We start from the raw sequence: 11,932 nt of genomic DNA on the forward strand, positions 1-11,932 counted from the left end.
GTGACACTCGCGTCAAAACTTGGTCCCGATTTCGCCGAATCACTTGCCCTATCGGGCTCGGTCGATCGCATAGCCAGCAGCAGTCGTAAACAGCCCATTGATGCGTACGGTGTTGAAACAGAACTACCGCCGATGCGTCCTTGCTTAGCGTATGGTCGTCATCGTGGGCCGGCTCGAAGCGGTGCTCGGCAAGCAGCGGTGGCCATTTGTTTGCACCAAGATTCAAAGAACCGCTGGGTCATCCCGTTGACCCGTCGTCCCTCGGCTCTGCGCCATCACGGAGGTCAAATTTGCCTACCGGGTGGGCAAATCGAATCGGGCGAGCAGGCTGACACTGCGGCGCTGCGAGAATTCGAAGAGGAACTCGGCGTTACCCCTCATGTGATCAAGCATTACGGCGAACTATCAAAGACATACGTCTACGCCAGTGACAATGAGGTGCACCCAGTCATCTTTATGATCGATCAGCCCAACACCCCGTGGCAGCCCGATCCGGTCGAAGTGGACGAAGTCATCCTGCTGCCGCTGGAACAACTCTTTCGCCGCGAAAGCCGAACCGAATATCAAATTCGCCGAAAAGTCATTTTCAAAAAACCAACCGCTCGTGGCGGACGGGATAGCGAAAACGCGTATTTAGAGTTTACCGCACCCGCCTTTTTTTGGGGTGGATATCAAATTTGGGGTGCCACTGCAATCATTTTGGATGAATTGGCCCAAATCTTGCTCAAGAGTGAGTCGTTTGTCTCGGCGACTGCCAATGCGGTGACGCCAAATTGACACAAACGCTTGTAAACCTACAATTTGCATGCGTTGGCGATAAGACAAATTAGCCTTAACACGTTTGATTTTGACAAAGGAAGTTTCCCATGGCGTCTGCCGCTGTAAAAGAATTCACTGATGAGAACTTCGATTCCGAAGTTCTTCAATCTGACACACCCGTGCTCGTTGACTTTTGGGCGCCTTGGTGCGGCCCATGCCGTCAAATCGCACCCATGATTGACGAATTGGCAAATGAAAACCCTTCGGTCAAAATCGGTAAGATCAACATCGACGAGAACCCGGGTATTGCTCAACAATTTGGAATCAGTAGCATCCCGACTTTGTTGGTTTTCGCGAAAGGCGAAGTCTCGGAAAGCTTCGTAGGGGTTCGCCCAAAAGCGGCTCTACAACAAGCCCTCGATGCGTCGATCGCCTAGTTCTTTCTGACAAACATCCGTACCTGTCAGCCGACGGAGGCTGACAGGCGGATATTTGTTGCGTTGGCGTTACGACTGAAGTCGTCTTTCCCCGAGCATGCTGTGCTCCAACGCCTATAACGCTCAAGGCAATCTCTCAAGCTTGCAGGGAATCGTTTGGTGTAAAGAAGGACGGATAACCGCGCCGCGGCCGCGATCTCAAATGTCGGCACTCATCACCCAATCAATTGTCTCCTGCAACGAAACGGTCGCCATGGCGATTGCCGTATCGCAAACACCGTAGTAGAGGTGCAAACGGTCATTCACAGCGACGGCTGCTGTGGGAAAAATAACGTTTGGGATATAGAGTCCAAATTTTTCGTAGTACGTTTCAGGCTCCATTAAATAATTCGCCGGGCGCCGTATTACCTTAGCTGGATCCTCTAAATCCAACATCATTGCTCCGAGCCGATACACCACCCGCCGCGTTGTTTCGTCTTGCATCTCGACACCATGGTGAAATGCCAACCAGCCATGCTCGGTCTTGATCGGCGGGGTACTCATCCCCATTCGACTGCTTTCCCATTTGAATCGTGGCACGTCGATCAATTCCGGCTGTGACCATTGATGCAGATCTTCCGAATAGCTAATCCACGCAGTAGGTCGAGCCGTTCCGTAGGCCTCACCAACGAACTGAAGCGGCCGACGAAACGCGGCGAAACGGCCACCGATCTTTCCAGGAAACAAAATCACATCACGATCGTCGATCTCTTTCGGTGTCGCCCAACTGTAATGGCTCCAATCTCGCAAGTTTTCGGACCGAAGAATGCCGGTGCGAGTCATATTTTCAGTAGGATCACCGGAGTGTCCCTCGCACTTTGGCTCGAATGACTCGGGAACACCGACGCCCGTTGGGTGTGAATCCCAAGCGAAGGGTCGATAGGCATAGGTCATGTAATAGACGCCGTCGATTTTGACGATACGAGGGTCTTGCACACTGCCAAGTTCGCTGCCCGCCATCGCGGGCGTAAACACAGGTTGGTCGCTAACGTGTTCAAAATGGACACCATCGCGACTTTGCAACATTCCGATGTAGCAAATGAACGGGCGAAGTTGCCCGGCGGTTCGCTCAAACATGGTGAAGACGCCGTCTTCGTAATGAACCGCGGGATTAAACACCGTCGCCATTCGCCAGGAATATTTCCCGGGTGTGACAATGGGATTCGCCGGGCAACGGACGACCTTTGGAGGCTGTGTTTCCATGGTGATACTCACTCAACGACGACGTGTTCATCAAACTGGTGCAAACGGTCCCACCAAGTGAATTTCATAATCAATGAAGTAACAGCCAATACTCCAAGCGAAACGAAGAACATATCCCAGTGGCGAATTACCAGTGCTACCGGAACGATAATCAGCATCAATTGCCACACGATTCCGATCGCAACATTCAACATGTCCATCCCGAAGCTGTGGTTTTTCTCGACGCTAGGGTGATCCATTCTGACTTTCTGGTAAATCGGGTCCCAAAAACCCCATGGTCGAACGTCGTAATAGAATTTCTTGAGAACCTCCTCGTCATCGGGCGGCGTCATCAAGGTGGCGACGACCGAAACGACTGCTGCCACCGGAGCGGTCACGAAGAATGAATACATGTCCTCGATTTGCAATAGGTTCGCCTCGTTAAGCATTTTGAAACCGATCGCTGCAACGACGCCTGCAATCATACCGGCGAAGTAACCATATCCGTTAAACCGCCACCAATGCCACTTCAAAATGTTCGGCACCGCGTAGCCACCGTAGAGTGCGAATGTCAACCATTTGGTAATGTCATCGATCGACTCGATCGAAAGCGCAAAGGCGATCCCCACGACGACAAGCAAGATCGATGCCAAATAACTAATCACGACATAACGACGCGGCGTAGCGTTTGGGTTGATGTAACGTTTGTAAATGTCGTTTACCACATAGGCTGCCCCAGCATTCACGGTTGAATCGAACGTGCTCATAAATGCGGCGAGCAAACCAGCGACCAGAAAACCGGTCAAGCCGACCGGTACGAATTCACGAATGACAAATGGCAAAATTTGCTCAAAGTCAAAACTGCCGCCGTCGGCCGTCATCTCGCGGACCATCGGCGCAAAGAACACTAATCCTAATACGGCAATACCACTAATCATCAAGAACCGCGGTATCAGTTGGACAATCGACATCCACCAATTTTCCAATGCAGCCTCACGAGCATTCCGGACTGATAATTGATGCTGCATTCCGTAACCCGGAGTTGGCCCCGCCATGCTGACCATCAACCCCTTGCCGAACATGATTGCGATAATCAAACCGAACCAGTCATAGTTATCGGACTTGATCTTTTCGTTCAGGCCTTCGATATGTCCGCTCCAATCTAAATTCATTTGCCAGCCCAACTGCAAACTGTCCCAACCCTCTGGGGTTGCCGCATCCAATGCTTCGCGTGAAACGTGACTCATCGCAATGTAGGCGATAAAAACCGATGTTACCGTCAAAATTGCGAACTGGATCAAGTCGGTCAGCACAACGCTATACCATCCACCTAGGAGCAGGTAGGCCAACGTGAAAACCAAGATCCCGATCGCATAGGAATCCGCACTCGACATTACCCCGATGGACAAATCCCATGGGAAAAACACAACTGCAAATCGACCAATTCCCTCGTAAGCCAAACAAAGAAACCCAACGGAAACGACAATCGCATAAACCACAACGCTGATGTGCGACAACCTCCCCGCCCGCCCAGTGCCGAAGCGTGTCTTCATCCATTCCGCACCGGTCAGTACATTCGACTTTCGAATCCATGGCCCCAAATAGACTTGCCGAAACACTCGATCAAACAGTGGCCAAATCCAAGGGATGAATGCACTCTTGACGCCATAGGTAAAGAACGCCGCAACGAACCACATCGTTCCGGCGATGTCGAAGCCGCTCGCCCCATGCGACGTACCGATTACCCACCATGGCAAACTTTTGCCCGCCAAAAAATAGGAATCAATGTCTTCGGAAGCACGTTTGGAAAGAACCCAGCCAGCGACCAAGATCAACAGACAGTAACTGACAATGATGACGACATCGATCCAGTGGAGCGAGATCGCGGTTGATGGATCGTTTTCCGCGATCAACATCAGAGGGAGGACAAGCCGTCCAATCATTGTCGGTAGACCTTCCTAGCAGGCCAAAATCCTAAACTAATTTTGGCATTGAATCAGAACGTCGTACGGGCAAAGTCATCGGTATCACTTTGTGCCGTAAGTCGCGATAAAATTCGGCAGGACTTGAGAAAGGGGTGGATGAGGGGACTCGAACCCCCGACTTTCGGAACCACAATCCGACGCTCTAACCAACTGAGCTACAACCACCGCATCGACGAAAAGAGATAATCTCCCACGCCTTGAAAAGGTAAATTTATCTTCAGCCCTCTTGTTGGTCAACGGCCTGTATCAAAGGGTTTTCCAAATCTTGCGGAGTCGGCATTTTCGGGGCCGCATATTCCCCCCACCACGCACTTGCTAACTGCTGTGTCCATTTTCCAGCACATTCGCACTGCCTCAGAGCCAGCTGAAGCTCGCTGGCTGACCCGTAGCGATTCGCCGGGTTTTTCGCGAGGCACCGCATCACGACTCGCCCTAAATCGTCTGGAATATTAGGTCGCAGCTCTGAGGGTCGCTTGGGCATCTGGTTCAATTGAGCCATCATCGTTTCAAAAGCCGTTTCCCGTGATAGTGGCGTTTGCCCCGTAAGCAAGTAGTACGCGACGGTACCAACGCTGTACAAATCGGTTCGAGCGTCAATCGAATCGGGCGTCGCAATCTGCTCTGGCGCCATATATTCGGGCGTCCCGGCAATCCCCCTTGCCGGTCGCCGCAGAGCGGACTCGACTGTTTGAGGCAATTTCGCCGCCTCCGCGGCCGCGTCAAGATCGATTTGTCGAACGACTCCAAAATCGAGCAACTTTCCAAAATCGAGAATCCCTCCTCGCTCGGAAGCAAAAATATTCGCAGGCTTAACGTCACGATGTATCAAACCGGCTTGGTGAGCTTCTTGAAGTGCTGCACAAACTTGCATCAGGAAGTGAACCACTCGCGCCGGAGGCAGTGGACCGGAGAGCTCGACGATTTGCCGTAGGTTCATCCCGGGCAACAACTCCATCGCAAAGAAAAAGACGCCGTCTTTGGTTTGCCCAAAGTCATAGACTTGGATCGTATGCGGATGAGTTAGTTTTGCGGTCGAACGCACTTCCCGTTCGAATCGCACAAGCGCTCGATCGTCGTCACTTCGTTCGGGTTGAATCAGCTTGACCGCACAATTTCTCTTGAGCAATAAATGCTCCGCTTCAAAGACTTGTCCCATCCCACCTTGGCCAATCAACCGAGTAATTCGGTACTGAGCCAATTGCCGAGCCTGAAATGCGGTTAAGCGAGCCCCGTGTATCAAATGAGCCGCGTAAATTGCGATACAAGCGGCAAGCAAAGCTCCCGGAATCGGTTGACCGTAATCATCAAGAGCAAGAAGTACCGAAACGTTCGGATCAATCCACCCAGAGAACTTCGTCACGAGCGATGGTATGAGTACCGCAGGGAGCAGGATTGCGGCGGCACGTGGCCACGTGTTCGGCATGAAGATCCCGTAAATCAGGATCACCAATGACCATGAAAAGCAATTCCAATTATTGATACTGATGATCATTATTGCATCAGCGAGCGCGGACGCATCGAGCAACAGGCGAGTGCTGACCACCACCAACAACATACTGACAACCGTCAACACAGCCCATTCAGCAAATCGAATTTGGGCAAGCGACAAATCACGTTTTCGTTGTAGCACAAGGCCGCATCCGAGTGTCACGACCAAACCTGCAATGCGGACACCGTAGCCATACGCTGCATAACGGTAGGTGAGAAGTCGAAACATCGACAGGATAATCAACCCCGACATCACATAGGCAATGACGATTAGCCGCCGACGCAGAATATTTCGATTGTCTTCCCAAATATCACTGAGCACTAAATAGGGATCAGCGTCACTCGGCAATGCGTGAGAAACCGCTCGTCGAACGGGTTTTGAAACGCGGCCCCGATCTGGTTGGTGAACGGTCCCAGCTGGGTAGTCAGCCTCAGGCTGATGAACGGTACCGGGCTGATGGACGGGCCCACTTCGAGCGGCGGACTCGCGTTGAGTAGCTGTTTCCGAAGGTGGCGGATCTGCTAACAATGTCTCCTGGAAATGATGACCAAGCAGCGACATCACTTCGCGGCGAATCTCAGGCGCATCGGCGCAACGCTCTTGGACGAACTTATCACGATCGGACGCCTCCAGCTCGACCGCTTGGATGAATAACTCTTTGACAAGTTGATGCTGTTTCGTGTTCAAGACGCTGTCTCACCCGATAGTTCGCGACGAAGCCATGCACGAACCATTGTCCACTCCGATTCAACCGTTCTTTTCGAAACGCCGATCACTTCGGCTACTTCTTCGATTGTCAATCCGCCAAAAAACCGAAGTTCGACAATCTCGGCTTGGCGCGAATCGATTTCGCCTAACTTCGTCAATGCGGCTTCGACAGCCAGCACGTCTTCGTCGTTTCGCATTGTTACTTTTAAATCGTCTTCGAGCGGTATCCGTTGTGCCTCACCGCCTCGCTTGATCCGTTTTCGGCTTCGCGCGTGATCCACCAAAATTCGCCGCATCATCTTCGCACCAATCGCAAAAAAATGCGTCTTGCCTCGCCAATTGACTCGCGTTTGGTCCGCCATCCGCAAATAGGTTTCATTGACAAGCGCAGTCGGTTGGAGCGTGTGACCGGGAGCTTCCTGGCTAAGCATGTTACGAGCGAGATACCGCAATCGGTCATAAACCAACGGCATCAAACGCTCCGCAGCGTCTTTGTCACCGTCGGCAACATCGGACAAAGTCGCGGCGACATCGATTTCGTCCGGATTCATTGGGTACGGCCTATAGATGTGTTGAACTCGCGGTGCCTGAGAGTGGCTGCCATAAAGGCTTCGTTTGGTTCTCGCGGAAATAAAAAGAGTTGCGAATTTTTAAAAATTAGACCTGCGGACAACTCTTTATCGCGCCGCGTATCCCCTTGAAGGCCCTCGACGCGAACAACGCGAAAGGCCTCTTCACACACAGCACTCTACTTTAGCAGAGTTTTACGATGCAATCGACGACCGATTTCCAAAGCCATTCGCATCTATCCACTTACCTTTCTCAGTCCGATAGCGAGTTGATCGCATCGACACTGATGGGCGACAAAGCGGCATACGACACCATCGTGGCTCGCTACCAGGAGCGATTGACGATGTCGATTTGGAACAAAGTCGGATGTCATGAATTGGCAGAAGACATCGTTCAGGACGCATTCCTAAACGCTTACCGCCACCTGCATTCGTTTCGCAATCATGCCCAATTCTATACATGGCTTTACAGAATTGCACTAAATTCACGCCGGAATTATCTGAACAAGGGCCGCCACGTTCTTTCAATGGACGCTTTGACAAAGCACCATGATCAAACCGCCGACCCAAAGCAAATACCGCCCGTGGATATTGCCGAGCGAGTGGAAGATTGCATACGGGTTCGCGATGCACTTTCGAAACTGGATGAGGACCACCGCCGAATTTTGATACTGCGTGAATTTGAGGGGTATAACTACCAAATGATCGCTGAGCAACTGCAGGTAAAGACAGGAACAGTACGAAGCCGTTTGTCGCGAGCACGCGCAAAGCTACGGAACGAACTTGATGGCTACATTGGTGGCAAAACGGCCCCGGATGAAACATCGATGGCCGAAGTCATGAAGGAAAGTAGCTTGATCTTGAATTGAATGTCTTTGTCTTAGCTTGCAGTGTGCCGCCATGGGCGGAGCAAAAGGCAGCAAAAAAGCAATCAAATGAATCAATAATTCTGCAATAGGTTGAGCATTTTTCGGTCAAGTTTGTGGCCATGAAATTCTTCGTACTCAACGTCGTCTCGACCGCTGTCAAGCACACCGAAGGACCCTCGAAAATTCCATAACGCCCAACCGAAATCGGCTCGCTCCCAATTCTGTAAACAATCTTCCATCCAACGAAGCACTACATCGTGTGGCGTTCGATTGTGACAACCAAATTCGCCAACCATCACCCCCACTCCTTGTTCACTTGCCGCTTTCCATGGAACGATGGTGGTGTCCCATAGCCAGTTAGCGTTTTCGGAAACGTCAAAACGGAATGGCATATCACGGTTGCGCGGATCGTAAGTGCCTTTGGCAACCGGTTTGCCCCACTCGGTTCTTAGATCTACCACGTCGAGATGTGCGTCTTTGCCAAACCCAATTTGAGTAATCGAAGCCCAATCCCCTTCGGCCACCATTACCTCGACTTGCTTTGTCCCCGCAGGGATAACCATTTCATAGTCGCGGTCATAGATGTTCTGGTAGGTATTCCATTGCTCCATGAACTGCACCGTTTTCCATTCACCTTCTCCAGGCCCGCAAACAAGGCTTTTCTCCCAAATCGCTTCTCCGTCCGCTTTCACGACCAATTTAGCACGAGACGAAACGGTACCGACTCGCAACCGCATCGGCGTTGCCGCTTGAAAGTCACCCTGAATCGTTATTGGGCCCATCGCGTCGGGTGACATTTCAGGCTTGGTGGGTGCGTACAGGGTTCCATAGGCTAGCCACCGAGGCCATTGTGGTGGGACAGTATTGGGAAGGTTAACCCAACTTGCTTGGTAGTGCGTCACATCCATCGGCGTGTAACCGCGAGTCGCTTGGGCGATGTCGAGTTCGGCCAACTCAGGTATCGGTTTCGTTCCCCAACTCAGTCCGTCCGACAAAATCAGGCGTTTGGGGTCTTCACTGCGAATCGCCTCGGCCATTTGTTTGACGACCGCCAAGTAATCTTCCGTGGAAACATCCGATGGTTCGTTGAATAGATTAAAACTAAGGTACTGATTCGGCACGTCCCGATATCGTTTGGCAAACATGGCCCAATGCTTCGCACAAACTCGCTGCGTCTCGGCGTCAGTCCACAACACAGTCGGTTCAGCAGGCTTTGCAACGGTGTAGCCAGGAGCTCGATGGAAATTGACCAACACGTGGATCGAATACTTCTTGCCCCAGGCGACCGCTTGATCAATGTCTTTGAGTTGGGCTTCGTTAAATTGGTTCCAATCGCCATCTTGGATCCAAACGCGGTAGTCCATTGGCAACCGCACGAAGTTGAACCCAAGCTCATGAATCAACTTGAAATCGCTTTCTTGAAACGGTGGATTGGTTCCGGACAAATAGAACTTTTCCAGCAAGTTAAAACCTCGCCATCGAGGTAACTTGTGCGGCGTTGGCTCGGGAAGATCGCTTACACCCGAACCGACCGACGGTTTCGTTGCCGTCTGCGCATGAGTCACGACTGGGGAATTTAAGGAGTAAAGAACCAGAACGATGGCAATCGTTCCGCAGCGCAAGATACCATTCATCGCGGACAGCCTTTCTGCACAATGGCAAGGTGGGATTCAGGTGGGGCAAGACGACGGCATACCGGATTGTATCCGGAGTCCGCTTGTCCAACATTGTACTACTGAATCCGTGGCAGGCTAGCTAGCGATTCAACGCCGAGCGTAATCGACTTAGATCGGTGAGGATTTCGTCGATTGGCCCATCCGCTTTGCGGAGACGAGATCGCGGAATTGATGCCGAAGATTCTTCATCCAGATCAACAAATAGACGTTACCGACGATCGAGACGAACAAAATCCAATTGAGCGGTTGCGTGGCCGTCTTCCGCGACGTCTCCGATCGACTGCTCGATACTTCCGATTGATCCGAAGCATTCATGGGCGAATCATTGCGTGATGACGACGCCCCCGTCGGGCGATTGGGATTGAAATCCGAAGGGGATGCGACATAGTCAGATCTTGGGAATGATTGGCCTGAGCCTGCCCCCAAGCCGACATCTGCGAAATTGGTTTGAGGGGTGCTGGCGTTCATCGAATTCGATGGATAGCCAGGCGAATTCGCCGTGCCTGGTATCGCGTTACCGTAATTCGGTGATTGCACAGAATTCGCTGATTGCACAGAATTCGGTGGTGCGGCCGTTTTGTTGCGGTCGGCAACACGTAGTTCCGATTGCGAAATCAACCGACCATATTGATCCAATCGACGACCTTCGCGGTCAAGCGGTTGGCCATACACATCGAACGTCCATCCGTTCGGCGGCAGAGTCGCTGCAAGACTGCGAGACAACCGGGGGTCTGTGTTAGTGTATTGCGATGTACTGTTTTGTGCTGAGTTGTTCTGCGAACCTACTGCGTTAGCAATGGTATTTGTCGATGGCGTTTGCCGTTCAGCCAACTGTCGTTCTTGTTGAAGCTGCAACTGTCGCAATTGAGCCTGACGAGCAAGCTCGCGCTCTTGATCGAGCCTCTGGCGTTCATACTCCTGCTGCTGTTGGTAGAGCTCCGCCTGCTGTTGCTGACGCGCATAAGCCTGAGATTCGGCCGAAGAGGTATCGGAAACCGGTCTCGAAGTGGCTTGCGACTGTTTGATCGCGGCCGGGAGCGAACCGAAAGTCGGCGTTGTCCCTAACCCATTGGGCCCTACGCCCATCGAAGAATCGCTTTGAGAGTTTGATGCCGTTCTATCTGGCAAAGCATTCGTGTTCGGGGGCAAGCTTTCAGCGGTCGAGCCTTTCTTCCGATTCAGGTTGTACCAAGGACTCGTCGTCGAAGTCTCCTGTGGGTTAGTTGGATCGGTTGTCGGACCACCACGGAGAGTCATTGCGGTCGGTTCCATGCCTGTGAAAGCCGGCACTTGATTGTTTGCGTTGCTGCTATTTGTGTTGTTCTTAGTAGCAGTCAGATCCGAAGGATGTTGAGGCAAGTTTTGCGATCCGTTCAAACGCGGTTGGCCGGGATAGCCAAACGTCGATTTCATTTGATCCTTAACGGCATTGCCGGCTTGGTTCATTTTGTCGTTGGCCAAGTTGGCGGCCTCTTGAAGCGATGGTGGCAGGCTGATTCCAGTCCTATCCATAGGATCATTCGCATCCGGCTTCATCATCGATTCGGTTTCGACATTTTGGACGTTCGCCGAACTGTAGGTCGTTCGTGTGCGCGTCCCGGGAACGGGACGATAGGCAAGCGAATCATTCATCTCGGGAATCGGAATCAAGGCTTGATCCCCCGAATCCACCGCTCGGTCGATCGATCGATCTACCGATGAAGAGCCGCGCAGCGAGTTCAAACCTGCAACCGTCGATTCGCTTTCCATTGGAGTCGCTATCGGCTCGTCATGGCGAAGTCGAGCAATCGTTGAGGGCGTGCTGCGAGGTAGCGGCCCATTCCCAACACGAATCACCACTCGAGAGACATGACCTTGCACCCGAGGATCAATTCGGCTGCTGATCTCGCCACTTTGCCGCAGTTGCTCCATTTGGTCCGGTGGAACTTGAATGATGTACTCGACGCCGTCGCCACCATCGGGTTGCCAACCGTAAGTGACACCGATCGCAGCCGCTAGCAGTAGCACGGGGACTCCGCCCATTGCCTCAATCCTTGATCAATCGCATTTAGAACTGCTATCGGAACCCGCCGTTGTTTGGCGCGTCGACTGCCCGTCAGGGGCCCGCATAGCGTGGATAGTTTCACGGATGATAGCGAGAAAACCACCCAACAGTAAAGAGACATTTGTTGGGGATAGATGGGCAGCTAACGAACAAATAGAGAAAACAGGAAAGCCAG

General features: G+C 52.1%; 9 protein-coding genes and 1 tRNA gene. 3 read left to right on the forward strand and 7 right to left on the reverse strand.

Annotated elements, in window-relative coordinates:
• Together CA13_RS31595 and trxA are read left to right on the forward strand one after the other, a co-directional pair.
• The gene (locus CA13_RS31595) at positions 1-777 is read left to right on the forward strand and encodes an NUDIX hydrolase (RefSeq protein WP_146404113.1); all 777 of its coding nucleotides are present in this window, start codon (positions 1-3) and stop codon (positions 775-777) included.
• A gap of 89 nt (positions 778-866) precedes the next feature.
• Complete coding sequence (trxA, locus tag CA13_RS31600) at positions 867-1,196, forward strand: thioredoxin (RefSeq protein WP_146404114.1); 330 nt, start codon at positions 867-869, stop codon at positions 1,194-1,196.
• A 198-nt stretch (positions 1,197-1,394) separates the two neighbouring features.
• Here trxA and CA13_RS31605 read toward each other — a convergent pair whose 3' ends face one another.
• The 5 genes from CA13_RS31605 to CA13_RS31625 all read right to left on the reverse strand — a co-directional run bounded on the left by CA13_RS31605 (position 1,395) and on the right by CA13_RS31625 (position 7,150).
• Positions 1,395-2,438 carry a glycoside hydrolase family 130 protein gene (locus tag CA13_RS31605; RefSeq protein ID WP_146404115.1) on the reverse strand — a complete coding sequence of 348 codons (1,044 nt, stop codon included), beginning with the start codon at positions 2,436-2,438 and terminating at the stop codon, positions 1,395-1,397.
• An 8-nt stretch (positions 2,439-2,446) separates the two neighbouring features.
• Entirely contained in the window at positions 2,447-4,360 is a 1,914-nt protein-coding gene (locus tag CA13_RS31610) for a sodium:solute symporter family protein (RefSeq protein ID WP_146404116.1), read from the reverse strand.
• A 133-nt stretch (positions 4,361-4,493) separates the two neighbouring features.
• Positions 4,494-4,567: transfer RNA gene (locus tag CA13_RS31615), tRNA-His, on the reverse strand.
• A 52-nt stretch (positions 4,568-4,619) separates the two neighbouring features.
• Positions 4,620-6,578, reverse strand: a complete 1,959-nt coding sequence (locus CA13_RS31620) for a serine/threonine-protein kinase (RefSeq protein WP_146404117.1) — start codon at positions 6,576-6,578, stop codon at positions 4,620-4,622.
• Positions 6,575-7,150, reverse strand: a complete 576-nt coding sequence (locus tag CA13_RS31625; RefSeq protein ID WP_146404118.1) for a sigma-70 family RNA polymerase sigma factor — start codon at positions 7,148-7,150, stop codon at positions 6,575-6,577. Before CA13_RS31625 ends, CA13_RS31620 begins: the two co-directional genes overlap by 4 nt.
• Before the next feature lie 218 nt (positions 7,151-7,368).
• Between CA13_RS31625 and CA13_RS31630 the strand changes: the two genes are divergently transcribed.
• A complete protein-coding gene (locus CA13_RS31630) occupies positions 7,369-8,037 on the forward strand; it encodes an RNA polymerase sigma factor (protein ID WP_146404119.1) in 669 nt (222 codons plus the stop codon).
• A gap of 71 nt (positions 8,038-8,108) precedes the next feature.
• Here the strand turns inward: CA13_RS31630 and CA13_RS31635 are convergent, their stop codons facing one another.
• Both CA13_RS31635 and CA13_RS31640 read right to left on the reverse strand, forming a co-directional pair.
• Positions 8,109-9,671: a glycoside hydrolase family 5 protein gene (locus CA13_RS31635; RefSeq protein WP_146404120.1), complete on the reverse strand. Its 1,563-nt coding sequence runs from the start codon at positions 9,669-9,671 to the stop codon at positions 8,109-8,111.
• A 150-nt stretch (positions 9,672-9,821) separates the two neighbouring features.
• Positions 9,822-11,735, reverse strand: coding sequence for a hypothetical protein (locus CA13_RS31640; protein WP_146404121.1), 1,914 nt, complete (start codon positions 11,733-11,735; stop codon positions 9,822-9,824).
• Between the last annotated feature and the right edge of the window lie 197 nt (positions 11,736-11,932).

This window comes from Novipirellula herctigrandis (genome assembly GCA_007859835.1).
Taxonomy (GTDB): domain Bacteria; phylum Planctomycetota; class Planctomycetia; order Pirellulales; family Pirellulaceae; genus Novipirellula_A; species Novipirellula_A herctigrandis.